Origin of the sequence: Prolixibacter sp. NT017, from assembly GCF_009617875.1 — a bacterium.
Lineage (GTDB): Bacteria > Bacteroidota > Bacteroidia > Bacteroidales > Prolixibacteraceae > Prolixibacter.
Window position 1 is genome coordinate 3265115 of the sequence record NZ_BLAV01000001.1, and the last position, 26071, is coordinate 3291185.

Annotated in this window: 23 protein-coding genes; 6 read left to right on the plus strand and 17 right to left on the minus strand. The window is 45.0% G+C overall.

Translation table 11 applies throughout. The annotated features are described in order from the left end of the window. Window positions 1-96 precede the first annotated feature (96 nt). The 6 genes from ilvC to GJU87_RS13540 all read right to left on the minus strand — a co-directional run bounded on the left by ilvC (window position 97) and on the right by GJU87_RS13540 (window position 9595). Entirely contained in the window at window positions 97-1146 is a 1050-nt protein-coding gene (gene ilvC / locus GJU87_RS13515; RefSeq protein ID WP_153640002.1) for a ketol-acid reductoisomerase, read from the minus strand. 43 nt (window positions 1147-1189) lie between these two features. After that, on the minus strand, window positions 1190-1744 hold the full coding sequence (gene ilvN, locus GJU87_RS13520; RefSeq protein ID WP_153640003.1) for an acetolactate synthase small subunit: 555 nt from the start codon (window positions 1742-1744) through the stop codon (window positions 1190-1192). Between the two features lie 69 nt (window positions 1745-1813). Further along, window positions 1814-3553, minus strand: a complete 1740-nt coding sequence (gene ilvB, locus GJU87_RS13525) for a biosynthetic-type acetolactate synthase large subunit (RefSeq protein WP_153640004.1) — start codon at window positions 3551-3553, stop codon at window positions 1814-1816. Window positions 3554-3571: 18 nt separating this feature from the next. After that, window positions 3572-5404, minus strand: coding sequence for a dihydroxy-acid dehydratase (gene ilvD / locus GJU87_RS13530; RefSeq protein ID WP_153640005.1), 1833 nt, complete (start codon window positions 5402-5404; stop codon window positions 3572-3574). 487 nt (window positions 5405-5891) lie between these two features. After that, entirely contained in the window at window positions 5892-7316 is a 1425-nt protein-coding gene (gene dacB / locus GJU87_RS13535) for a D-alanyl-D-alanine carboxypeptidase/D-alanyl-D-alanine-endopeptidase (protein ID WP_153640006.1), read from the minus strand. Between the two features lie 86 nt (window positions 7317-7402). Next, entirely contained in the window at window positions 7403-9595 is a 2193-nt protein-coding gene (locus GJU87_RS13540; protein WP_153640007.1) for a patatin-like phospholipase family protein, read from the minus strand. A gap of 226 nt (window positions 9596-9821) precedes the next feature. Here GJU87_RS13540 and crcB point away from each other — a divergent pair, with 226 nt between their 5' ends. From crcB to GJU87_RS13560, 4 genes are all read left to right on the plus strand, one after another. Beyond that, a complete protein-coding gene (crcB, locus tag GJU87_RS13545; protein ID WP_106541818.1) occupies window positions 9822-10202 on the plus strand; it encodes a fluoride efflux transporter CrcB in 381 nt (126 codons plus the stop codon). A gap of 37 nt (window positions 10203-10239) precedes the next feature. Further along, window positions 10240-10605, plus strand: a complete 366-nt coding sequence (locus tag GJU87_RS13550) for a DUF190 domain-containing protein (protein WP_153640008.1) — start codon at window positions 10240-10242, stop codon at window positions 10603-10605. Window positions 10606-10861: 256 nt separating this feature from the next. Beyond that, window positions 10862-12163 carry a phosphopyruvate hydratase gene (gene eno, locus GJU87_RS13555; RefSeq protein WP_153640009.1) on the plus strand — a complete coding sequence of 434 codons (1302 nt, stop codon included), beginning with the start codon at window positions 10862-10864 and terminating at the stop codon, window positions 12161-12163. 135 nt (window positions 12164-12298) lie between these two features. Beyond that, window positions 12299-13000, plus strand: a complete 702-nt coding sequence (locus GJU87_RS13560) for an OmpA family protein (RefSeq protein ID WP_106541821.1) — start codon at window positions 12299-12301, stop codon at window positions 12998-13000. A 63-nt stretch (window positions 13001-13063) separates the two neighbouring features. Here GJU87_RS13560 and GJU87_RS13565 read toward each other — a convergent pair whose 3' ends face one another. Next, window positions 13064-14422 carry an NAD-dependent succinate-semialdehyde dehydrogenase gene (locus tag GJU87_RS13565; RefSeq protein WP_153640010.1) on the minus strand — a complete coding sequence of 453 codons (1359 nt, stop codon included), beginning with the start codon at window positions 14420-14422 and terminating at the stop codon, window positions 13064-13066. Between the two features lie 22 nt (window positions 14423-14444). Between GJU87_RS13565 and GJU87_RS13570 the strand changes: the two genes are divergently transcribed. After that, the gene (locus GJU87_RS13570; RefSeq protein ID WP_228491995.1) at window positions 14445-15035 is read left to right on the plus strand and encodes a DUF4268 domain-containing protein; all 591 of its coding nucleotides are present in this window, start codon (window positions 14445-14447) and stop codon (window positions 15033-15035) included. Window positions 15036-15060: 25 nt separating this feature from the next. Here the strand turns inward: GJU87_RS13570 and GJU87_RS13575 are convergent, their stop codons facing one another. Beyond that, the gene (locus tag GJU87_RS13575; protein ID WP_153640011.1) at window positions 15061-15447 is read right to left on the minus strand and encodes a hypothetical protein; all 387 of its coding nucleotides are present in this window, start codon (window positions 15445-15447) and stop codon (window positions 15061-15063) included. 275 nt (window positions 15448-15722) lie between these two features. On the opposite strand from GJU87_RS13575, the gene GJU87_RS13580 reads away from it, so the two are divergent. Beyond that, entirely contained in the window at window positions 15723-17060 is a 1338-nt protein-coding gene (locus tag GJU87_RS13580) for an alpha-L-fucosidase (RefSeq protein ID WP_153640012.1), read from the plus strand. A 67-nt stretch (window positions 17061-17127) separates the two neighbouring features. Here the strand turns inward: GJU87_RS13580 and GJU87_RS13585 are convergent, their stop codons facing one another. The 9 genes from GJU87_RS13585 to GJU87_RS13625 form a co-directional block, all read right to left on the minus strand. Then, window positions 17128-17580 carry an Hsp20/alpha crystallin family protein gene (locus GJU87_RS13585; RefSeq protein ID WP_153640013.1) on the minus strand — a complete coding sequence of 151 codons (453 nt, stop codon included), beginning with the start codon at window positions 17578-17580 and terminating at the stop codon, window positions 17128-17130. A 317-nt stretch (window positions 17581-17897) separates the two neighbouring features. Beyond that, the gene (locus tag GJU87_RS13590; RefSeq protein ID WP_153640014.1) at window positions 17898-19679 is read right to left on the minus strand and encodes an ATP-binding protein; all 1782 of its coding nucleotides are present in this window, start codon (window positions 19677-19679) and stop codon (window positions 17898-17900) included. Between the two features lie 24 nt (window positions 19680-19703). Next, window positions 19704-20390 (minus strand): response regulator transcription factor, encoded by a 687-nt coding sequence (locus GJU87_RS13595; protein WP_153640015.1) that lies wholly within the window; start codon window positions 20388-20390, stop codon window positions 19704-19706. Window positions 20391-20446: 56 nt separating this feature from the next. Further along, complete coding sequence (phoU, locus tag GJU87_RS13600; protein WP_153640016.1) at window positions 20447-21148, minus strand: phosphate signaling complex protein PhoU; 702 nt, start codon at window positions 21146-21148, stop codon at window positions 20447-20449. Between the two features lie 92 nt (window positions 21149-21240). Continuing rightward, complete coding sequence (gene pstB / locus GJU87_RS13605) at window positions 21241-22026, minus strand: phosphate ABC transporter ATP-binding protein PstB (protein WP_174821595.1); 786 nt, start codon at window positions 22024-22026, stop codon at window positions 21241-21243. Window positions 22027-22118: 92 nt separating this feature from the next. Beyond that, window positions 22119-23003, minus strand: a complete 885-nt coding sequence (pstA, locus tag GJU87_RS13610; protein ID WP_153640017.1) for a phosphate ABC transporter permease PstA — start codon at window positions 23001-23003, stop codon at window positions 22119-22121. A gap of 31 nt (window positions 23004-23034) precedes the next feature. Further along, window positions 23035-23889: a phosphate ABC transporter permease subunit PstC gene (gene pstC, locus GJU87_RS13615; RefSeq protein ID WP_153640018.1), complete on the minus strand. Its 855-nt coding sequence runs from the start codon at window positions 23887-23889 to the stop codon at window positions 23035-23037. Between the two features lie 20 nt (window positions 23890-23909). Beyond that, window positions 23910-24983, minus strand: coding sequence for a phosphate ABC transporter substrate-binding protein PstS (pstS, locus tag GJU87_RS13620; RefSeq protein ID WP_153640019.1), 1074 nt, complete (start codon window positions 24981-24983; stop codon window positions 23910-23912). A 59-nt stretch (window positions 24984-25042) separates the two neighbouring features. Continuing rightward, entirely contained in the window at window positions 25043-26032 is a 990-nt protein-coding gene (locus tag GJU87_RS13625) for a hypothetical protein (RefSeq protein WP_153640020.1), read from the minus strand. Between the last annotated feature and the right edge of the window lie 39 nt (window positions 26033-26071).

Sequence of the window (26071 nt, forward strand, 5' to 3'; positions counted from 1 at the left end):
GAATTTCTTAATTTACTTTTTCAAACTATTCCCGGCTTTGTGCTATTATGAAGAATGGAAAGAACCAGGTTCTCTCCATTCACATATCATTCGGCATTAGCCGTTATTTTCGGGACGCAATTGGCGCACGGTGGCACCTGCTTTCCACATTTCAGAATCGTGCAATTCCTTCAATTCCGCCTCCAACTTGACTCGATAGTCAGACTTGCTGTTGGAATCGATCGAACGTTGCGCTTCATTTCCGGCAGCCACTTCGCTGTACAGTTCTTCAAAGACCGGCTGGGTTGCATCGCGAAATTTCTTCCACCAATCCAACGCACCGCGCTGAGCGGTAGTCGAACAATTGGCATACATCCAGTCCATTCCGTTTTCAGCCACCAAAGGCATCAAACTCTGGGTCAACTCCTCAACAGTTTCGTTGAAAGCCTCGGAAGGTGTATGTCCGTTTTTACGCAGCACTTCGTACTGAGCTGCAAAAATTCCCTGGATGGCACCCATCAGGGTACCGCGCTCACCTGTCAAATCGGAGTATACTTCACGTTTGAAAGTGGTTTCGAACAGGTAACCTGAACCAACGCCAATTCCCAGTGCAACAACACGGTCTTTGGCTTTTCCGGTAGCATCCTGGAAGATAGCGAAGCTGGAGTTCAGTCCACGACCTTCGAGGAACATACGACGCAAACTGGTACCCGAACCTTTCGGGGCCACCAGAATTACATCTACGTCTTCCGGAGGAATAATACCGGTACGTTCTTTATACGTTACCGCAAATCCATGAGAAAAGTAAAGGGCTTTTCCGGGAGTTAAATGCTTTTTCACGGTAGGCCATAGAGAAATCTGGCCGGCATCGGATAGCAGATATTGAATAATTGTTGCTTTTTCGCAAGCTTCTTCCAGTTCGAAAAGAGTTTCGCCGGGTACCCAACCGTCGGCAACAGCCTTATCCCATGATTTGGAATTTTTCCGCTGACCGACGATGACATTAAATCCGTTATCACGAAGATTTAGCGACTGACCGGGTCCCTGTACACCGTAACCGAGTACGGCGATAGTTTCATCTTTGAGTGTTTCCTGCGCTTTCGCAAGAGGAAATTCTTCGCGGGTCACCACATTTTCTTCGACGCCGCCAAAATTCATTTTAGCCATTTTGATCTGATTTTTTAAAAGGTGTTGTTATAAGACTTTTTATTTAATTCGATTTCATTTCAATGCTTGCCAGGAGTGCATCCCGCTCGGCAAGGAATTCCGAAAGACGCTCGTTTGCAGAGCGGGTAATGGCCACACGACCGGAACGAATAAATTGCAGAACTCCAAACTTATTGAGTCCTTCAAAGAGCTCCTGCGTCTCTTCCTTGTGCCCCGTCTTTTCGATGACCGTGTAATCCTTGGTAATCTCAAGGATACGGGCATTGTGTTTCCGCACCATCCGTTCAATCTGGTCCGATTCCATCAGGGCCTGGGTAGGGACTTTGTACAAAGCAATCTCCTGGAAGATCATCTCCTCATTGGTGTGAAAATATGCCTTCAGCACGTCCACCTGCTTTTCAATTTGTTTCACAATATTCTCCACACGCGAACGCTCTTCACGAACCACGATGGTGAATTTGGAAATTCCGCGCAGCGCCGATTCCGAAACGGTCAGACTTTCGATGTTGACTTTCCGGCGCGTGAATATAATGGTGATGCGGTTCAGCAAACCGATGTGGTTTTCGCTGTATGCCGATATGATAAATTCTTCTTTCATCTCATTCGAGTTTTATTCCATTGTTTCTTTCTTTTCCGCTTTCGCGAAACCGGTAAAGATCAATAGTGATTATTCTTCAGCCGACAACAAAATATCTGAAACGGATGCGCCGGTTGGTACCATCGGGAAAATGTTGTCTTCTTTTTCCACCAAAACATCCAACAGGAACGGTCCGGGATTGTCAATCATCTCTTTCATCGCCACTTTCAATTCTTCACGGGTGGTTACCTGCTTACCAGGAATTCCAAAACCCTCGGCAATCTTCACGAAATCAGGGTTCACCATTTCGGTGAACGAGTAACGGCGCTCGAAGAAAAGTTGCTGCCACTGGCGTACCATTCCAAGGAAATGATTATTCAGAACAACCAACTTAACGGGAAGATTTTCCTGAGCAATAGTTCCCAATTCCTGAATGGTCATCTGCAGTCCGCCGTCACCGACAAACGCAACCACTTCGCGGTCGGGGGCACCTATTTTGGCACCGATCGCAGCCGGAAGACCAAATCCCATGGTTCCCAGTCCTCCGGAACTAATGTGACTGCGCGTTTTCGAAAACTTGGAGTAACGGGCAGCTGCCATCTGGTTTTGGCCTACATCGGCTACCACGACAGACTGGTTATTGGTCAGCTCGGATGACATCCGAACTACTTCGCCCATCGTTAATCCCGGTTTAACCGGGAAAAGGTCTTTCTGAATCACCTTTTCATCTTCAATGTCGGCAGCTTGGTGAAATTCATTCACCCAATCGGTATGCTCCTGCCTTTTCACGAGACGAGTCAGCATTCGAAGTGATTTCTTGGCATCACCGAGGACGGCGATGTCCGCTTTAATGATTTTATTGATTTCTGAAGGATCAATTTCCAGGTGAATTACTTTGGCCTGACGGGCATAACGTTTTACATCGCCAGTTACCCTGTCATCAAAACGCATTCCTACGGCAATCAATACATCACACTCATTGGTTTTGATGTTGGGACCGTAGTTTCCATGCATTCCCAGCATTCCAGTATTTAATTCATGCTCGGAATCCAAAGCGGATAAACCAAGCAAAGTTCCGGCTGCCGGAATACCAGCTTTTTCGATAAACTCCTGCAGTTCCCGCTCTGCACCGGAAAGTACCACCCCCTGTCCGAAAAGCAGGAAAGGTTTCTTCGCACTGTTAATCAGGTCCGATGCGCTTTTCAAGCTCTCTTTATCAAGCGGATACTCAGGAACGTAACTCCTGATTTTCTCACAACGCTTGTATGTAAAATCTACTTTTCCAAACTGAGCGTCTTTGGTCAAATCAAGCACTACTGGTCCCGGACGGCCGCTACGAGCAATGTAGAACGCCTGTGCAATTGCGGTTGGAATTTCCTCCGGCGTCGTGATCTGGTAGTTCCACTTAGTTACCGGCATGGAAATACCCACGACATCGGATTCCTGAAACGCATCGGTTCCCAAAAGGGGCGATGCTACCTGACCGGTAATGCACACCAGTGGTGTAGAATCGATCATCGCATCGGCAATACCGGTAATTAGGTTGGTGGCACCCGGTCCGGACGTGGCGAAACAAACACCGACATCTCCGGTCACGCGGGCATATCCCTGTGCCGCATGAACAGCTCCCTGCTCATGTCTTGTCAAAATATGCCTTACTTGCTTATCGAAATCGTATAAAGCATCGTAAACCGGCATAATCGCCCCGCCAGGGTAGCCAAATATGGTTTCAACTCCTTCTTCCAGCAACGAACGGATAACTGCTTCAGCTCCCGTAATCTGCATGGCCTTCTGTTTCATTTCCATAAACTCTTTTGATGGTGCCGTCATGGCTATCTGGATTTAGTGTTAATCAATTAATCTTACTGCTCCTTCGTCGGCTGACGAAACAAGACTTGCATATGCTTTCAGCGCCCGGCTTACCTGCCGGTCACGGCTTTGCGGAGTGTAGGCTTGTGCTCCTCGCGTTTCTTCATCAACACGGCGCTTTTCAAGCTCTTCCTCTGATACCATTAATTCAATCCGGCGGGCCGGGATGTCGATTTCAATGGGATCCCCATCCCTGACCAGCGCTATTTCACCTCCGGCAGCAGCTTCGGGTGAAACGTGTCCGATTGACAGCCCCGATGTTCCTCCTGAAAAGCGACCATCGGTCACCAATGCACATTGTTTATCGAGTCGAACTGACTTCAGGTAAGAAGTTGGGTAAAGCATTTCCTGCATTCCCGGTCCACCTTTGGGACCTTCGTAACGGATGATGACCACATCGCCGGCCTGGACCGCATCGCCAAGGATTCCGCGAATAGCGTCATCCTGCGATTCAAAGACCCGGGCCGTTCCCTTGAATTGAAAAACAGAAGAATCAACTCCTGCTGTTTTTATGATACATCCTTTTCGTGCAATATTTCCGAACAGTACAGCCAATCCACCTTCCTTGGTATAAGCGTGGTCAATATCGCGAATACAGCCCTCTTCCCGATCCAAATCGAGTTTTCCGTAATGCATCTGCTGCGAACCCATCACCAGGTTGCGACCGATGTTTCCGGGAGCAGCTGAATAAAGTTCCCGAGCTTCCGTACCAGCCGAATCCCGCAGCACATCCCAGTTATCGATGGCTTCACCCAGCGTATTATCCGAAACCCGGCTAACTGATCGATTGAGCAATCCGCCCCGATCCAACTCGCCTAGAATTCCGAGAATACCTCCTGCCCGGTTCACATCCTGAATGTGATAATGCGAATTGGGAGCTACTTTACAAATACAGGGAACTCTCCTCGAAAGCTTGTCCATGTCCTTCATGGTAAAATCGACACCAGCTTCACGAGCAATGGCCAGCAAGTGCAATACTGTATTAGTCGAACCGCCCATCGCAATGTCCAGGGTCATGGCATTCATAAATGCTTCACGAGAGCCGATACTGCGGGGCAATACTTTTTCATTGCCATTCTTATAATAATCGTAGGTCAGATCGACGATGGCCTTTGCTCCTTTCACGAACAATTCTTTCCGGCGAGCATGTGTTGCCACTACGGTTCCGTTTCCCGGAAGGGAAAGTCCCAGCGCCTCGGTCAGACAGTTCATCGAATTGGCCGTAAACATTCCTGAACAGGAGCCACAGGTAGGACACGCGTTTTGTTCGACATCCAGCAGCACACTGTCGCTTACCGAATCGTCGGCAGCCATTACCATGGCATCAACCAGGTCGAACTGACGTCCTTGTGCCTCGCCGGCCTCCATGGGACCACCGGATACAAAAATAGCCGGAATGTTCAAACGCATTGCGGCCATTAACATCCCCGGTGTAATCTTATCACAATTGGAGATGCAAATCATAGCGTCCGCTTTATGCGCATTAACCATGTACTCAACACTATCGGCTATAATCTCCCGAGACGGCAATGAATACAACATTCCGTCATGTCCCATGGCAATACCATCGTCAACTGCAATGGTGTTAAATTCTGCAGCGAAGCAGCCCAGTTTTTCAATCTCCTTTTTCACCATCTGCCCAACGTCATGCAAATGCGCATGACCGGGCACGAACTGGGTGAACGAGTTGACAACAGCAATCAGCGGCTTGCCAAAATGTTCCTCTTTCATCCCATTCGCCCTCCACAGGCTTCGGGCACCTGCCATACGACGCCCGCGAGTTGTTGTTTCGCTTCTCAGTTTTTTTTCCATGCCTGGATTTACGTTTAAAAAAAAGCCTTTCTCGTTTTCTTGAGAAAGGCTTGTTCGTTTCGATTTATGCAATAGTCAACCTTTCTCAACTGGTACCGACGAGAATAATAATGTCCACGAGAAGAAGGTTATCGACTATTGTACGCATCATATCTAATTTTTTCTTTTATAATCTGAAAGAAAACCATTCTCCGAGAGAATGGTTATCGTGGGGTTGATTACAAAAATACCGCTCAATGTCCGCAATAAAATTTCCTTAATCAATTATCGCTTATGAACTACAAAGGCAAATGTAGAAATAAATACAAAAAGACAAAACGAAAATGTAAGTATTTACACTGATTTAATATATAATTAAAAGTAGAATTGACTTTGTAGTATAAAACAGAAGAATATAATTCTAACAAACTACATTTTTGTTCGAAAAATCCATCTCCTATAAACTCCTATGAATCTCAAACTTACAAACAGACTACTTAGAATTAGTCTAATAAAAAGTAAGCAACCAGGGCTCTAATTGCTTCCCCATTTCATAAGAAGAACCCGAAAAATTATTTACAATCACTGCAAAAAACAGTTGGTGCCCGTTACGATTTGTAAATTCTCCGGCAAAACTTCTCACCCTTTCCATCGATCCGGTTTTTGCCCGCAACGTTCCTTCAAGCGGAGTTCCCTGAAAAAAGTACTTCAAAGTGCCTCCTTTACCAGCCAACGGAAGAGAATTAAGGAATATCTGGTCATCACCAGGCGTTCTGTACATATTCAACATCACCTCAACTAACGTTCTCGTACAGATAGCATTCGACCGGGACAGACCGCTGCCGTCGGTCTGATAAAAACCCTGCAAATAAACGCCCCGGTCCTGCCAGTACGCTTTCAAATCTTTCAATCCTTCGTCCAAAGTCGGCTTGCCAGATACCTTCCGTCCAATTTCCCGAAGAAGGTGCTCTGCGAACAGATTGACACTTTCGTGATTGGTCGTGTCAATGATATCTTTCAGTTTGGGCGATTTTTCTACGGCCATCTGACGGAACTCACCATCTTCGCCTGTAAAAACGGCTTTTGCCTGACCGGTGATTTCAATTCCTAACTTATTTATCACTTTTCGTAACGAATCGGCAGCTTCAAGCGGAGGATTCGGCATGGCGCCTTTCACCACAAAATCATTTCTTCCTTTTGGTATTTCGCCCGTAATCATCTGATGTTGCGCATACGGAGCACCGTACACATACGATTGATCGCTGTTTTTATTGGAAGAAACCACCCGGTTATCTAGTGAGAAACCCGGAGTTTCCGGTTGTACATACTTCACTGTGGTTGGTTGGCCCGCCTCAGCCGGCGATTGAAAATGTATCCGGTACATGTTGTCAGCAAATGTGAGCCCATACACTCCCGCGCCGTAATAGTTTCCCATGTCTTCCCAAATCCATCCGCCGGGAATGGCTGTATCGTCCAATGCCGAGGCATCGCCAATAACGTCGCCATCCACTTGTTTTATTCCGAGTTGCTTTAATTGGTATGCCCACTGTTCAAAAACTCCTAAATAATGGGTTTTAAAGTATTCGGAATAGAAAGCCGGATCAGCTCCTCCTTTAATAATTAAATCGCCTTTCAATGTACCGGTCCTGTGATCGATTTTTCCGATATAGCCAAACCGGGTCTTAAACCGAAAGTCCGGCCCGAGCAAACGCATCGCAGTTGCCGTTGTCACCACTTTTAATACCGAAGCCGGCGTCAGGCTCTTTTGCGGCGACTGGGCTACAACTTGTCCCGTTGTAGCATCATACACATAAAAACTGTATTCGGCTCTCTGCAATTCCGGCAAATTTGGTAACGCAGAAAGTGTATCAGGTTGTGATTTAACTTGTGTAGAAACGAAAAGTAGAAATAATGCAATAATTAATCTGTTCATGAGAAAACATAATTTTACTGATTACCCGAACTTTTAAGGCAACCATATATAAATGAAACAAAGATTGATTGACGAAAACAAGTCACCTAGAACCAATATCCAAGAGACAAAAAGACCGAAGGCTCGTTCGATATATTCGAACTGCTTACCATTAACTCGACAGGTCCGACCATACTATCATACGACAACGTTACCCCTCCGCCAGCCAGAACATCACCTTTGGTAAGAAAGTCATTATCATTACCGTAAAACCCAAGGTTTGTATTCAATGTCAAATAAATACTTTCCCAAAATCGAAAGCGGAAGTCCATTTCACCGACAGCCACATTGCGGGTCATCAACTCCATCCGCCGGAGGCCGATAAACGGAACCTGTGCATTCAAATAGTCGGTTTGCTCAACTCCTCCCACAAAGGATTTATAATATACCGGTTCTCCGGAACCAATAATGATTCTTCCTTTCGCTGACGGCAGTATTGTAAAACGGGAACCAAAGGATTTAGCAAACTGGATGTTCAGTTTTACCGGCATAAATGGATTGCCTTCATTCAATAACCAACCGTTATCAGTCACTATTTTGGCTTCGCCTAATAATTTCCATCCGACCGTTGGGAAGTAAGCCCGGTTCATTTGATCCAGGTCAATCTGCGCATAATAATTTAAGAGCGTTTGATTACTAAGATTAACATCAGCTGGGATGGCACCAATCACCGATTCCACATTGAAATGCTCCAGTTCCGCGCCTAACGAAACCCTAAATGCATCGAAATAAACCGAGTGGGTAGCCAACTGTGCCTTGTATAACTGGAGGTTGACCAGCGACGATTTGTCTCCGTTTACATACTGCGAAATGGTTTCGTCGTGAATGCTGGCCCCGGCAAAAAGCCCCGGTTTCCAACCATTATCAACTGTATAGCGCACAGCAAATGCCGGATTGGTTGCCAGAATTGCATCCATTGACAACTTAGCTCCGGTCTTCCGGCTGTTTTTAAAAGTCGTATTGATTAACAAAGCTGCTTTCCTGTCAGTGTCATAGTGAATTCCCAGGTTCAGGCGATCGTGAACCCGTTCTTTCACTGTCAGATGCAGCGTTTTGTTTTGATCCCCCAGTAAACGATAGCGAACGTAATCGAAGTTTCCGGAGCCATAAATCCGCTTAATGCCTTCACGCAGTTGACGAACCGTCATCACTTGCGGCGGATCAAGGTCTAATAACCCGAGGAAATAATTCAATCCCTGATTTTTGGCACCGTCAACTGTCACCCGTTCGATAGTCAAATTGCGGTCCAGACTTGGAATCTTCTCGGGCTTAATGGGATTCGGTTTCAGATGCAGTGAGTCGCGCAGATGAATCAGTTGTGGGAGAATCTTCCGGGCAGCTTCCTCTCCCCTTTTTATCAACTCATCGGCCGATGCTGCATCAAAACTCGAAGCCGAGTATCCTTTGATGTCGGGCTTAATGTAATAGTCAACCAGCTTCTTATTTTCTTCCGACTTCCGGTAGGACATCAGGTTAACCAACTGGTTCACCACATCCGGTATGGATTGCAGTTCTTTCTTATCCCGCAGCCCATATTGGATATCTACACCGATAATAATATCAGCGCCCACCTCTTTACAACGGTTCACCGGGAAGTTATTAATAATGCCGCCATCCACCAGCAGGCGCCCATCCACATCGACAGGAGAGAATGCCGTAGGAACTGACATGCTGGCCCGAATCGCCAGCGGGAGATACCCGTGCTTCAGAACCACTTCTTTCCCCGTTTCGATATCGGCCGCCACACAAAGGAAAGAACGCGGAAGCTTTGAAAAGTCGGTTACATTTTGGTAGTCGAGTGCCAAATAAGAGAATAGATCCTGAACGTTCTGACCGCTCAAAGCTCCCGACGGTAAACTAACACGTTTAGAACGTATAGGAAAACTCAGGTTGTAGCGATCCAGCTCATGCTTGTCAAAAACCGGGATATAACGCCTATCTACCTGATCACTCAGCAGCGTAGCCCAATCCTGGCTCTTCACTATTTTTTCCAGCGTATTGGCATCATAGCCCATCGCATAAAATCCTCCGACGATGCTTCCAATACTGGTACCAGCAATATAGTCAATCGGTATTCCGGCCTCTTCCAGCACTTTCAATACCCCAACATGAGCAAAACCTTTAGCCCCGCCACCACTTAAAACCAATCCGATTTTAGGGCGATGCTTTGTTTCCTGGGCATGAAGTGAATACCCTGTAAAAATCAAAAAGATAAGTAGTAATATTTCTCTTATTCTCATGCTCGGTTTAGTCTGTCGGAGAATTATCAACTCCGGAATAAAATAATTTTTAAATAAGGCTCACAGAAGCTTTTGAATGGTTCAAGATAATTCTTTTCATGACTTGTTTTATTACTTTTACCAATGATTATTGTTATGTAAATGTGAAATAGTAAAGGCCGAATAATTCAATTTGACAGAGTCGGCTGATTACAATCATTTTATCTGGTGACCGATTGAATAAGTTATGTGGAAAGAAGCATTAATTGTAGGTTTGGGAGGAGGTTTGGGAAGTATTTCCCGTTTTCTTTCGCAAAAAGGAGTTGAACGATTCATGGATAGTTCCTTTCCTATGGGAACATTCGTAGTCAACATTGTTGGTAGTCTTATCATTGGTATCGTTTACGAAATGGCCAGCAGAGGCAACTTGTTAAGCCCCGAAGCCCGTCTTTTCCTTGCTGTAGGATTTTGTGGTGGCTTTACCACTTTCTCATCATTTGCCTATAACAACCTGACACTGATCAACGAAAAGCTTTGGCAATACCTGTTCCTGAACGTCGGTGGAAGCCTCTTTACAGGAATATTGGCCGTTTATTTGGGAATTGTCCTGGTCAGAGTAATTTTCTGATCGACAAGTCTGTAGTTAAACCGAAAAATTCAATCATATGGAACTGTACGGAAAAGCTCTCAATCTCCGTATTCAATGCGGAGAAACCGATAAATACGAAAGTCAGCCATTGTACGAAGCCATTATATATGCCGCCCGCAAAGAAGGCATGGCAGGCGCTACGGCCTTTCGCGGTGTTATGTCGTTCGGTGCCAGCCACTCCATCCACACAATAAAAATATTCGCGTTGGGAGGCGATCTTCCTATATTAATTGATATTACCGATAACGAAGAACGAGTAAAGAAATTTATCCCTATCGTAGAAGAGATGATGGAGCAATCGGGCAAGGGAGGAATGATTACCACACACGAGGTGGAAGTCCATCGTTACCTTCCGGGGAAAAAGCACCGGAATGAATCGTGATTTTCTAGCCCGTGATATCTATTTTTCTATATATTGAAATACCCCGATTCGGAAAATTGACTTTCGGAGAACGCCAGTAAAATCGAGCCATTCGGTTCTTTATTAACTTAACTACAAATTTTATTTCTCCCCGATAAAAGGTAGACGTAATTCACAGGGAATGTTTATCTTTGTCAGGATTTATTACGCATAAAAATTATTGCTTGGCTGTCGTCCTGACAGCTAAAAATGTTGAACATAAAAACAGCAAAAAACAATGTTGATTTACAAAGTAGTCGGAAGAGAAATTTTGGATTCCCGCGGGAACCCAACCGTTGAAGTAGAAGTTACCCTCGAAAGCGGTGTTGTAGGTCGCGCTGCTGTACCGTCAGGTGCATCGACCGGCGAAAACGAAGCACTCGAACTTCGTGATGGTGACAAAGGCCGTTACCTCGGTAAAGGCGTACTGAAAGCTGTTGAAAACGTAAATAACGTGATTGCCGAAGAAGTTATCGGCATGAGCGCTCTCGATCAGGTTGCCCTCGACAAGAAATTGCTCGAAATCGACGGAACCAAAACCAAATCTAAACTGGGTGCTAACGCCATGTTGGGTGTTTCGCTGGCTGTAGCCAGAGCTGCTGCTACTTACCTCGATATGCCGCTGTATCGCTACATCGGTGGAACCAATGCAAAAACGCTGCCCGTTCCGATGATGAACATCATCAACGGTGGTTCTCACTCCGATGCTCCGATTGCTTTTCAGGAATTCATGATTCGTCCCGTTGGTGCTCCTTCTTTCCGCGAAGGACTGCGCATGGGTGCTGAAGTGTTCCATCACCTGAAGAAAGTGCTTAGCAAACGTAACCTCAGTACCGCTGTTGGTGACGAAGGTGGTTTCGCTCCGGCACTCGATGGTACCGAAGATGCTTTGAACAGCATTATCGAAGCTATTAAAAACGCAGGTTACAAACCTGGTCGTCTCGAAGAAGGTGGCGATGTTTCTATCGCTCTCGACTGTGCTTCCTCTGAATTCTACAGCGACGGTGTTTACGACTACTCAAAATTCGAAGGTGCTAACGGTGCAAAACGCAGCCGCGAAGAGCAGGTGAACTACCTGGCTGAGCTGGTTGAAAAATTCCCGATTGATTCTATCGAGGACGGTTGTGACGAAGGTGACTGGGATGGTTGGGTAATGCTCAACAAAAAACTGGGTGACAAGTGCCAGCTGGTTGGTGACGACCTCTTCGTAACCAACGTTGAATACCTGCAGAAAGGTATCGAACTGGATGCTGCCAACTCTATCCTGATTAAAGTGAACCAGATTGGTACGCTTACCGAAACACTCGATGCTATCGAAATGGCGCACCGTGCAGGTTATACCAGCGTAACTTCTCACCGTTCAGGTGAAACCGAAGATTCAACCATCGCTGACATCGCGGTAGCAACCAACAGTGGCCAGATTAAAACCGGTTCTCTGAGCCGTTCTGACCGTATGGCTAAATACAACCAACTGCTTCGCATCGAAGAAGAACTGGGAAAAAATGCCATTTATGGTTACAAAAAAGTGAAAAAAGCCTAATTGCAACAGGATTTTATCATACGCAAACCTCGCCTTGTCAGGCGGGGTTTTTTTATGTTCTGGAATAGGAATTCTTCTCACTTTACTGTTATAGATTCTAGAAATATGATTCACCCATATTAAAAGAACAAGACCATGAACAATCAAAAATTATTTATCCCGAAAGGTAAGAAGTATGCGATCTTCATTCTTCTCCTCACCTTTCTTTTTACCGGATGTAAAACGCTGAATAATGCCGAAAAAGGTGCCATGATTGGAACCGGAACAGGTGCTGCCGTAGGCGCCGGAATTGGAAAGCTGGCCGGGAACACAGCTATCGGAGCCATTATTGGTGCAGGAGTTGGTGGAGCAACCGGCGCTGTTATCGGTAATTACATGGACAAGCAGGCTGCCGAGATGCAGAAAGATTTGGAAGGCGCCAAAGTGGAACGCGTTGGTGAAGGAATCAAAATTACGTTCGATTCCGGTATCCTCTTCGCCCTCAACTCCAGCGCGCTGAATCAGCAGTCCAAAGATCAGCTTGCCAAACTCTCTCAGATTCTGAATAAGTATGGTGATACCAATATTCTGGTAGAAGGTCACACCGACAACACCGGAACTGCGGAGTATAACCTGAAATTGTCGGAACGGCGGGCTGAAAGTGTAGCAACCTACCTCGAAGGACATAATGTGGCTTATTCCCGTATCACGACCAAGGGATACGGCGAGGAGCAACCCATTGTGGCTAACGATACGCCGGCACATCGGGCACTCAACCGCCGGGTGGAAATTGCTATTTTCGCTAACAAAAAACTGAAGAGGGCAGCCGAGAAAGGAACCATTCCGATTAACAACTAACAATCGAATGACATAAGAAAAGCGGTCTTCTCCAGACCGCTTTTCTTTTCAGTACGCTTTCAGCTATTTAATCCAAACTGTTTTGATATTCACAAACTCTTTTATTCCGTAACCGGAAAGCTCTCTTCCGTAACCGGAATTTTTGATTCCGCCAAAAGGCAGCCGCGGATCCGATTTCACCAGGCCATTAATGAAAACAGCACCAGCTTCGATTTTTCGGGCTAACTCCTCTCCTTTCTTCAAATCCGATGTCCAGAGCGAAGCCCCCAGTCCATACAAACTATCGTTCGCCACTTCAATTGCCTCTTTTTCATCTTCTACCGGAAGTACAACTGCCACCGGTCCGAAGGTTTCTTCCATATAAACAGGCATTCCTTTGCTTACATTCGTTAAAATGGTGGGAGTATAATAGTTGCCAATTCCTTCCACCCGGCTTCCGCCCGAAATAATCTGGGCTCCCTGCTCTACCGATTTCTTCACCTGGTTGTCGATATCGTCGACCAAATCGGGGCGGGCCAACGGAGCCAGCGACGTTTCCTCTTTCCCCGGATCGCCGGGTTCATATGCTTCCATCAAGGCTTTCACTTTTTCCAGAAACGGTGCGGCAACATGCTGCTCCACGATGAACCGCTTTGCTGCGATACAGGTCTGCCCCGAGGTTATCATACGGGAGCCAACCGCTACTTTTGCAGCTTCCTCCAAATCGGCATCCGCCAAAACGATAAACGGATCGGAACCGCCCAGCTCGAGTACTGATTTTTTCAGGTATTTGCCTGCCAGCGAAGCCACCTGACTGCCGGCATATTCACTTCCCGTAAGGGTAACAGCTTTCACAGCCGGATGAGCAATGACCGCCTCCACTTTTGAAGAGGAAATTACCAACGTCCGGAAGATATTTTCCGGGAAACCGGCATCTCTGAACACCTCTTCTATAGCCAATGCACAGCCCTGAACATTCGAGGCATGTTTCAACAGGCCGGCATTGCCCGCCATAAGCGCCGGCGCCGCAAAGCGGAAAACCTGCCAGAACGGGAAGTTCCATGGCATAACCGCCAGAACCGGTCCCAACGGATTGAAAACGGCCATGCTTTTCGATGCATCCGATTCCATCAGCTCATCCGCCAGCATTTGCCCAGCGTTTTCGGCATAATATTCACAAACCCAGGCACACTTCTCTACTTCCGAATGCGACTCTGCAATGCGCTTCCCCATCTCCGCGGTAATCAACCGCGCATATTCCTCCCTTCGGCTTCGCAACAATTCTGCAGCCTTCTGCATCCATTGCGAACGCTGGGCAAAACTTGTTTCGCGATAGCCCTTCCATGCTTCAAAGTTCAGGTCAACAACTTCCTTCACCTGTCCTTCACTCATTTCGGAATATTCCTTTATCAACTCTCCTGTTGCCGGATTTATAGATTTCATAACTCACTATTTTTTCCATTAAATGTACAAAATCATCAGTGCAACGCATAAGAAGAAGCCGCCTAATCCGGCCGGTTTCGTCAAATACTTGCGGAACATTATCTTTGCGGAAACTTTCCACACCCACATGTATACGAAAGAGGAGAAGAAAGAGTTAGTTAAACGTTTTTGGACCGAATTTGATGGCTACTGCAGCCAGCTTCCGGAACTGGCCGCAATGAAGAAGAAATGGGTGCTTCACCGGACTAAAATCAGCAATGTAGTCTTGAAATTCGAAGTCGGACGGGAATTTGCCGATGTCATTCTGGAAATCAGCCATAAGAATGAAGCCCGCAGACTGGAAGTTTACGAACTGCTTGAGAAATACCGGTTGCTGCTGGAAGACGGTTTCCCGGAAGGATTAATTTGGGATTTTGCTTTTGAGCGCGACAACGGACAGGAAGTTTGCCGCATTTACGAGCGAAAAACGGGAGTTGATATGCACCGGCAAAAACAATGGAACGAAATATTCGCCTTCTTCGCTGAGAACATGTTGCGGCTGCAAAACAATTTCCTCGATTTCAGAGATGTCCTGAAGGAGGAAATTCTGGCGTTAAACCGTAGAGAACAATAACAATTCGAATACTCAAAATATCCAACTACAATACCTGCCGAACCGTGTCCCTCGGCTCCTCGTGCTGCCGGTAAAAATCACCGCGGTAGTCAGGCGAATACCAGCCGTCGTTGTTTTTAGGCTGATAAATCTTTAGGTGGTAAAATTCCTTCATTTCTTCAGGAACCAAAATCGGCATCGGGGCCCTGATGTCGCCAGGTTCCCAAATCATCGGATTGCGCGAAACGGATGAATGAGCGGGCATATCCACTTTCAACGTATCGGCCATCAGTTTATGTGCCCAGTCCGGGAAATTCTCAATTTCGCCCGGGATTGGTGTTCCTACGATGCCCGACATGCGTCTCTCCGTCCGGCAGGAAGTTCCCAGCCAGATCAACCACAAAGCAAGGAAAATGAATTTTAGCCTGTACATGACTCGATATTTTAAAACAAATATCAATTGGAAAACATCACACACGAGAGGGGAAGTCCCCGAGAAGTAAGAAGTATATATTTGTTAGCATCCAACTTCAGATCTCCTCAGAAAGCTGAATATCAACTTTAAAGTTAGCAAAAATCTCAGGATTCTTCATGCCCTGCCATCAGGAATAAAATTCATATTCTCAACAAACTTTGTAAAAGTTTTTAAAAAGATTTGCCAATACCGTAAATTGCTTTCAATAATTGGACGACTAAACCATTTGTGCAATGAATCGCATTCTTCCGGTATTTTTACTTCTGTTTCTACTCGTTGGTTTCAAGGTAAAAGCTCAAAACACTGAGACTTCGCAGGAAAAAGCAAAACGAATGGCCTGGTTCAAAGATGCGAAGCTGGGCATCTTCATCCACTGGGGCATTTATGCGGTAAACGGAATAGACGAAAGCTGGTCATTTTACAACGGATATATTTCCTATCCCGATTACATGAAGCAGCTCAAAGGCTTTACGGCCGCCAATTACCATCCCGAAGAATGGGCTAAATTGATCAAAGAGAGTGGAGCGAAATATACGGTGTTAACCACGAAGCATCACGATGGTGTTGCCTTGTGGGATACAGAGTGTAGCGATTTGAACGTGGTAAAGAAAACACCAGCCGGTCGCGATTTGGTCGCTCCATTTGTTAAAGCTGCCCGAAAAGAAGGATTGAAAGTTGGCCTTTATTACTCCCTGCTCGACTGGAGCAACCCGAATTATCCGAATTGGACCCGTGAAAAGAAACGATACACCAACGATTCAGTCCGCTGGAACCGCTTTGTTAAATTCAATTTTTGCCAACTGGAAGAACTTTCTAAAAAATTTCATCCCGCTCTGTTTTGGTTTGATGGTGACTGGGAACAATCCGCTGAAAAGTGGCATGCTAAGGAACTGGCCGCTGCCTTAAGAAAATACAACAAGAACGTCATCCTGAATTCCCGCATTCAAGGGTATGGCGATTACGAAACCCCCGAGCAAGGTCTTCCGGTTAAGAAACCCGACAGTAAATACTGGGAACTGTGCATGACCATGAATAATTCGTGGGGATACCAGCCCAACGACACCAACTACAAATCGGCAAATCAAATCATCCGGATGCTGGTGGAATGCATCAGCATGGGTGGCAATTTGCTACTGGACATTGGTCCGAAAGCAGACGGGACCATTCCGCAACAACAAGTTGATATTTTAAAAGAACTGGGGCGCTGGACATCGAAACATAAGGAAGCGATTTACGGAACCCGGGCAGGCATTCCACCCGAACATTTTTACGGCCCAACAGCGCTCAACCAAAAGGGAGACATCCTTTACCTGTACCTGCCTTATAAACCGGTAGGACCATTAATGATAAAAGGATTGAAAAACAAAATAAACCGAATCTGGGTCGTTGGCAACGGTACCAAACTCAACTGGAAAGTAATTGGGAAACAATACTGGAGTAGCGTGCCGGGCATCGTTTATATCGATGTTCCTGAAAGAGTGCTTGACCCGCAGGTTACGGTGATTGCTGTTCTGCTTGACGGGAAGATTGATTTGTACCGGGAGAAAGGACAGGTAATCGAAAGTAATTAGTTGTAAACCAAACATGCATTACCCGTATGAAAAAAGGCCGTCGATGACTGACGGCCTTTTGCATGTTTTATGAAATCTTGATTTGCTTGGCAGGTTTCGGCTTTATTTCTTCCCGTTTGGGAAGCGTAACGCACAAAATTCCATCTTTGTACTTAGCCGCGATCTTATCACTGTCTACTACATTTCCAGGCAGATGGAACGTACGCTGGAAAGCCTGATACCTGAATTCGCGCTGCGTATATTTGCCCTCTTCGTCTGTCTTGTTTTCTTCCTGCTTTTCGGAAGAAATAGTCAAACGGTTATTATCCAAATCGATTTTAAAATCATCTTTGGACAATCCCGGAGCAGCGACTTCAATTACATAGTCATCATCCGATTCCTTAACATTTACAGCAGGCAACGTACTGTCTATGTCTGCGAAATTGGAATTTGTCCAATCCATCCAATCCCTTGAGAAAAAGTTATCGAAGAAAGAAGGGACAGACGGGAACATTCGGTTGTTAGCTTTTACAATTGCCATAATAAACCCTCCTAACTTTTAAGTTCAACATTCAAGTTCTTACATCTGATTTCAATTAGCAAATTCACTAAGTTAAAAAACAAGTTATGTGCCATGCCCAATCAATTTCCCCTTCACTTGCGGCCATATTTAGCAAGTCGATTGATTTACAATAAATTCTTTTTTCATCACTTTTTCAGAAAGAAAAACCAACTGACACAAATACGCATAACCAACTTCAAACTAAGTCATTATGTCACTATCAAACTGTAATTTTGTCGTTGAAAAGAAAGGCCATCCCGTTACCGGGACAGCCTTCACCTGAATGATGATATGTATTATTTCTTTTCGATAAACCGGGGTAAAGAGAACAGGAATTCGAGTCCTCCTTCTTTCCGGTTTCTTACGGTAATCTCGCCTTTCTGGTATACCACAGCATGTTTCACAATGGCCAGCCCCAGACCTGTTCCACCCAATTTGCGTGAACGTCCTGAATCAATCCGGTAAAAACGTTCAAAAATGCGTGACAGGTGCTCTTCTGCTATGCCGACTCCATTGTCGGAGAAAGCAAAATAATGGAACTTGTCGTCTTCGAGGTAATGCTTAATGGTAATGGTAATATTCTCACCCGCATAGTTTAACGCATTTTCCATTAAGTTCTGGAAGATGGAGAATACCAGGGAATAATTTCCTTTCACCGCCAAATCATAATCAGCGTCGACCTCAACCACCACACTCTTGCGGTTAATCATGGTCTGGAAACTATCGACAACTTCTGAAATCAGTTTCCCAACCGTCACTTTCTCGATGGCGTAATACTCTCCTGCCTCTTCTATCTTATTCAACAAGGCAATGTCGCCAACCAATTTGGTTAACCGGTTTACCTGACTGTTTGCCTTTTCGATAAAATGACGTTGCTTTTCGGGATCGAGACCGGGCGATTCGAGTATCGTTTCGAGGTAACCTCTTGCCGAAGCAATGGGCGTTTTTAGCTCGTGCGCAATGTTTGAAGTCATTTGCTGTTTCATCAAACGCTGCTTTACCAGCTTGGTATTGTCCGTAATGATAATCTCGAAAGTTTTATCCTGGAAAACAATGCACTGCACATGGAAATATCGTCCACCAACCTGAACATTCATTTCTGTTCTCGGCAAGTCATGCAGGAAAAACTCCGTTTCCGATTGCAGTATTTCGTCCAGAAAAAGGTTGATAGCGTCAAGCGCTTTTACTTGAAACACCTGCTCGGCGGAAATGGTCGATTCCTCGGAGATGATATTAATGAACTGAATAAAGTGGTTATTCGAAAGCATGGTTTTCTTTTCGGATGAAAAGAACGCCACTCCTTCGTTTAGCACAAAAAGGTGACTGAATAACTTCTCCTTCTCCTGGGTCAGCTCATCCTTGGTTCTGCGCAACTGCTTATAAAGCTTGATGATTTCGTGACTAATAACTCCGAGCTCATCATCGGGGAACTGGATGTTGCGATCGTATGTACCTCCTCGACGAATGGTTACCGCAAAATCCTTCAGCTTATTGATACTGTCGCCCATGCGGCGCGATACGATGCGCAGAACGAGCCAGATGACGAAAAACAGGAAAAGAATGAATATGATGAATGTCTTTTCGGCTTGCAGAAAATGCTGAATCTGCATATTGTAAACGGCTGCCGCCCGAACAAAATAATCCTGGTAGAAACGGGCAAAATAGTAGTAATCCTTTCCGGTTGTATGTGATTTCCGCAGGTTCGCACCAAAGTCGGAATAAATCGATTTCTGTATTTCGGGGCGCTGCAAATGATTCTCCATGTGCGCGTAATCTTTCACCGAACTATCATACAGAACCTTGCCATCGTGATTAATGACCGTTATACGCACTTCGTCGCTCGGAATCAGTGATTTCAGAGAATCGAGCTTGGAAAAATTGCCGGTGGAATAGATTTTTTCGTGCCGGATGTATTGATCGGTCAAATTAGCGTAGCTCTCAAGCGAAGCATCGAGCTGCCCTATTCTGTATTCTTTTTCACGTTGATACTGATAAATCAGAACCGACGCAGTAAATACCGCGAAAAGAGAAAAATAATAGAAGAATAATTTTCGCTGAAAGCTGTCTTTTGTAAACATTGTTGTATTTAAATTTTGTCAGTATTAAACCTCAAAATAATAGCCAAAACCCGACTTGTTCCGGATGCACTTTCCGTACTCTCCCAATTTCTTGCGTAACCGCGTAATGTTTACATCAACGGTTCGGTCGGTCACCACCACGTCATCACTCCAAACGCGGCTCAAAATGTCTTCTCGCGGAAAAATTCTTCCTTCGTTTTCCATCAATAACCGCATCACTTCAAACTCCTTACGTGTCAGCTCAATTTTCTTTTCACCAATCAGTAAGCGTTTTATTTCGGTGTCGAGTTTAAATTTACCGGAAGTAATTACAGGCTCTACGTGTTGTATTTCACCACTGCTGCGACGCATTACTGCCTTTACCCGAACGACCACTTCTTTTATCGAAAATGGCTTCGGAATATAATCGTCGGCTCCAATATTAAAGCCGGTCACCACATCGTTCTCAGTATCTTTTGCTGTAAGAAAAATGATTGGAACGGTCAGGCCCATGTCTTTCCGAATCTTTTCGGCCAAACGAAAACCAGACATTTTGCCCATCATCACATCCAGCAAAATCAGGTTGTACTTCTTAAGCTTTTTGGTCATTGCATCTTCAGCCGAAAGCGCAACATCTGTTTCAAAACCTTCACTTTCGAGGTTAAACTGAAGAATTTCGCAAATGTCCTCTTCGTCGTCAACAATTAAAATGCGAGGTTTATCTTTTGCCATTTTTCATAAGTTTTTCGTCGACCAAGCTCCTTCACCACCATTAAGCTGACATTGTGCTATAAATCGTCACCATCCAGATCAATCTGCTTATGGCGGATATCTGTCCCCTCGAGCGAATAAATCGATGCTTCTGCTACGTTAGTTGCATGGTCAGCAATGCGTTCAATATTCGAAATAATACTGTTGATATTGATAAAACTGAGCAACATATCCTGAGTTTCCTTAGGTAGTTTACTCTTTTTAACGGTTTTCTTTATGAGTTTATGATTCAGTTCGTCAATTACCGCGTCATTTTTGATGGTCCAAATTGCATACTCCTTATCGTTATTGATAAACGAAAGAATTGATTTCCGAACCATATTTACACTCGAGATCAACATATTGGAGATTACATCCGACAAGCGCTCGAATACCGCCTCATCCTTAATCTTGGGAATCGAACCGGCAATATTGGTCACTAAATCCCCAATGCGTTCCAAATCGCCAACCATCTGGTAAATCGCCATCATCTGACGCAAATCGGAAGCTACCGGCTTCTGCAGTACGATGGTGTTGACAATCTTTTCGCCAATTTTCACATCCAGTTTGTTAATTTTTTTCTCGTTGCTGGCAATTTCCTTTGCAATGTTTGCCGGAACTTCTGTTTCTCCCTGGCTCATTACTTCCTCAATCAGGTCGAGTTGACGAAGAATGGTGTTGGCCATATCCTCGAAGCGTGAGAGAATATCCTGTATCGCGTTTTCCTTGTTTATGCTCATTTGTTCGTTCGATTTAAGGAAAGTAAAACTTTCGTTTGGTTAAGTTGGTTGCTTGCAATTATTTACTATTCCGTGATCCGATTGCATACGACTTACCCAAATTCTCCGGTAAGATAACCTTCGGTACGCGAATCTTTCGGGTTCGTAAACATCGTTTTCGTTTTATCGTATTCCACCAATTCTCCAAGATACATAAACATGGCGTTATCTGAAATACGAGCCGCCTGAGACATGTTATGTGTCACCAGGACGATGGTGTAATTTTTCTTCAATTCAACCAACAGATCCTCAACTCGTGCTGTTGCTACCGGATCGAGTGCGGATGTAGGCTCGTCCAGAAGAATTACATCTGGTTTGAACGCCAACGCACGGGCAATGCACAACCGTTGCTGTTGTCCCCCGGAAAGAAACGTTCCTTTTTTAAAGAGCGACTCTCTTACCTCATCCCACAAAGCCACATCCCGGAGCGAGGTTTCAACAATTTCTTCCCTCTCGCTTTTTTTCAATCGAATTCCGTTGAGTTTGTATCCGGCAATCACATTATCGAAAATACTCATGGTCGGGAACGGATTGGGTCGTTGAAAAACCATTCCAATCTTCCGCCTGAGTTTAATGGTCGACATTCCGTACACATCTTCATCGTTCAGCAGGATTTTCCCTTCGGTAACAATGTTCGGGTACAACTCGTGCATCCTGTTAATGGCTCTCAGCAAGGTACTTTTACCACACCCCGAGGGTCCCATTATTGCTGTAATAGAATCACGTTTTACGTCAACCGAAACATCTTTTACGGCATACTTACCTCCCTTGTCGTATGCAATCGACAAGTTCTGAATAGACAATACGGGGTTTTTAACTTCAATAATATTTTCGTTCATCGATATTGTTCGATTTAAGCCGGAAATGCTTTACTGTTCAAAATTTCGTTTTTTCGTCACGTCTGCCAACCGACAGAATCTTTTCTGCTAAGTTAATGAATACTGTGCTTTGCCGAAATTCGCTTCGAGATGATGTTCAACGTGAGTACAAATCCCATCAGGAAGAGTGAGGAACTCCAAATCAATTCCACCATATTCGGGTCGTTGTAGAATTGCCAGATCAACAGCGGCACAGCACTGGTTGGATGTGTAATATCCCAGTTAATCCGGGGGTTTCCAAGCGTTGTCAACATAAGCGGTGCAGTTTCACCAAGTATTCGCGAAATAGAAATCAAAATACCGGTGAGCAATCCGCTGAAACTTGAAGGGATTAGAACGCGAAGTATAATCTTATGATAAGGTACACCAAGAGCAACTGCAGCTTCTTTGAGCGTTCCGGGAATCATTTTGAGCGTTTCTTCCGTTGAGCGAATGATTAAGGGCAACATCATAATGGCCAACGACACACTTCCGGCCAGAGCCGAATAGCTATGAGTAATATGCTTCACAACCCACAGATAAACAATGAGGCCCAGCACAATAGACGGAACGCCCTGGAGTACATCAGCGATATCACGAATGATGTTGGAATAACGTTTGCCAGGGGTCTCGTAAAGATAAATTCCTGTAATAATCCCAAACGGGATGGCCATCACCGCGGCCAAAACCACAATCAGTATGGAACCTGTAATACCGTTGGCAATACCGCCGGGAATGGTTTCTCCGTTGGCTTTGGCAACCATAGCCTGTAACGTGTCAGGAGCAACTTCGGTAAAAAACGAGAGATTAATCTGTCCAATTCCCTTAACAACTAATTCTCCTACAATCAGAATAATGGGCAAAATGGTTAACAAAGAGAAAAAGATGACAATCCCCAGAAAAATCTTGTTCTTTGTATTGCGACTGTTTGAATTATCACGGATAGCAATCACTTTCATTTCGTTGCGGTTTGAAAATAGTTAATCTCCGTCAGGACAATTTTTTGATGATAAATTTGCCGGCGGTATTCACCAGTGCGGTAATAATAAAAAGTAAAAGGCCAATGGCGATCAGCGAACTTAATTTCAGACCATCTGCTTCACCAAATTGATTGGCAATGACGCTGGCCATCGTATTACCGGTGTCGAATAAACTATGAGGTACCTTATTCGCATTACCAATCAACATCGTAACTGCCATGGTTTCACCTAAAGCACGTCCAAAAGCCAAAATATAACTGGCCACAATTCCGGAACGGGCATTGGGCACAATCACATTGAAAATGACCTCCATCCGGGTGGCTCCCAGCGAATACGCTGCTTCTTTCAGCTCATTCGGCACCATTACGATGATCTCGTTACTAAGGGAGGTCGCATAAGGTATAATCATGATAGCCAGAATGATTCCCGAAGTAAAAACTCCAAAGCCCTGCGGGCTGAGTCCGAGATGCATAATAAACGGACGTAAGGTGTAAAAGCCCCAAAGGCCATATACAATGGAAGGAATCCCCGCAAGCAAATCCACCAGTGTACTTAAAACAGATGCAACCGGGGTTTTACGAAAATACTCCGACACAAACAACGAGGTCGAAAATGCCATTGGTATCGAAATCAGCAAAGCCAGCACAGAAGTAATCATCGTACCGGCAATAAAAGGCATTGCTCCGTAACTTTCCCGTCCTTCAGTGGGATTCCAGTTCGTTGAAGTGATAAAATGCCAACCAAATTTATGAAAAGCCGGTATGGCCCCCCCAACAAGGGAGAAGACCATACCGCCTGCAACAATCAGAATCAAAAATGATCCTGCAAATAAAAAGTATTTTGTAATCTTATCGCTATTATTCATTGAAGTGAATTAGAAGCATTCTATTTGAGTATCGGTTTTCCGTTGTAAGTCACCGTCCGTAAAATAGCTTTGTCTATTTGCACTACTTTATCCGGCAGTGGTGCATATTTCAACTCTTTAGCGATTCCCTGTGCAGCAGGATCCAGCATCCAGTCGATCAGTTTCACGGTAGCCTGAGCCTGATCCAGTGAGCGGCCGTTATATGCTTGTTCTTTGTAAAGAATGATCCAGGTAAATCCACTGATCGGATAAGCATCAGGAGCCGTTGAGTTGGTTTCCATGATACGGGTATCAGCAGGCATATCGCCTTTACCGGCAGCACTAACAGCAGCAATGGTCGGAGCAATATAGTTTCCGGCAGCATTTTTCACCAGAGCGAAAGAGATTTTCTGTGCAAATGCATAGTCAGAACCTATGTATCCGATTGAACCAACGGTAGAGCTGATGGTTCCGGCAACTCCAGGATTTCCTTTGGCACCCATACCGGTAGGCCAGTTCAGTGATTTTCCAACGCCAATTTGATCTTTCCATTCCTTGCTGATCTTTGACATATAGTCACTGAAGATGAAGGTAGTACCACTACCGTCTGAACGGTGAACTACAGAGATAGCCAGGTCCGGGAATTTAACACCAGGGTTGATTGCTTTCAGTTTGGCATCATTCCAGTTAGTGATTTTTCCAAGGAAAATATCAGCCAATACTTCTTGATCCAGTTTGATTGAATCGATTCCGGGTACGTTGAAAGCAATGTCAACAGCACCGCTACAGGTAGCCACGTGAACAACCGGCGCGGGCATATTGGCTGCTTCAGCATCGCTTAAGAAAGCATCGCTTCCACAGAAGTCAACTACACGATCCTTCAGGCTGCGGATACCAGCACCCGATCCGGTCAGACCATACGATGTTTGAACACCGGTTAAATCGAAATACTTTTTGAAAGCAGTTTTGTAGAAAGGTCCTGCGAAGGTGGAACCCGCGGCACTCAATGAAATTTCAGTCTTGGCCGACTTCTCATCAGTACCTTTTTTCTTACTGCCGCTTTTGCATGACGTAAACGCTGTTACGACAGCCAATAAAATTAGGATCTTTTTCATTTTAAAAAGGTTTTATAATTCAACTATTAAAGAGCTGTTTCAAGATTATGGAAGAAGAGTTAAAATTTCATTTCCAGATTGAGATAGAAACCTGTTTCAGCACTGCCTCCGCTCTGAGCCGGACTCCAAACACGGAGGTTAGGTGCTACTTTTACTCCTTTAACAGGACTGAGTTCCAGACCAGCTAAGAACAGACTACCGTCTTTGGCTATATTCCATCCATCTGCTGCTCCGTTAATTTTCTTTGATGTCAGGTTGTCGTAACGAACAAAAACATCCGATTTCTTTGCCACATTCACAGTCGTATACAATGATATACCAGATAAATCGTGGTCGGTTACATTGCCATGCCCCTGCTGATAGTTGTATTCAGCACCAGCTGTAAACTTATCGCCCTTGTATCCCAAAAATGCGGTATATGTACTCTGAGCAACAGTTTTTTTCATGTAATCAACATACAGGCGGGCATAAAGGTTTTTAACAGGTTTCAAGGTTATACCAGCTGTGTACATCAAAACACTGTCTTTTTGAAGATGCTTGTACCCTTCACCGTTCAGGACAGAAACATCCAAACTTGCCGCCGAGGCCAGTTTCAACACTGCCGAAGCACCCAAATCGGCACTCGGATCGTAACCATGCTGATCCATGAACGATTTGTACAGGTAACGATGTCCCCACATGCTTTCCTGAAGATTAAATGCTTTGGTCCCAATCAAACCGAAATTCAATTTCAGGTTGTCGTTGGCGTACTGTAAATAAGCATTTTTCAAGTAGGCTGTCATCTGCAGACCTCCAACACCAGGATTCCCAATATCGAAATTAATCTTACCGGAAAACTGCTGACTAAAGGCATATTCGTAACCGAAATAAGCCCGGGTCACTTCGAATGCCGGCTGACTTTGTTCATACTTGAAATCACTGAAAACCTTAACAAAAGCTTTTCCGTGTGGTTTGAAATCAGCATTACTCGTTTCCGTTTTTGCTGACTGTGCAAACAGGCTGCCACTGATCATGATCAGCAACAGCAGGCTGAATTGAATCTTTCTCATTGTTAGATAACTTAAAGTAACTTTCCGGAAGCAAATGTG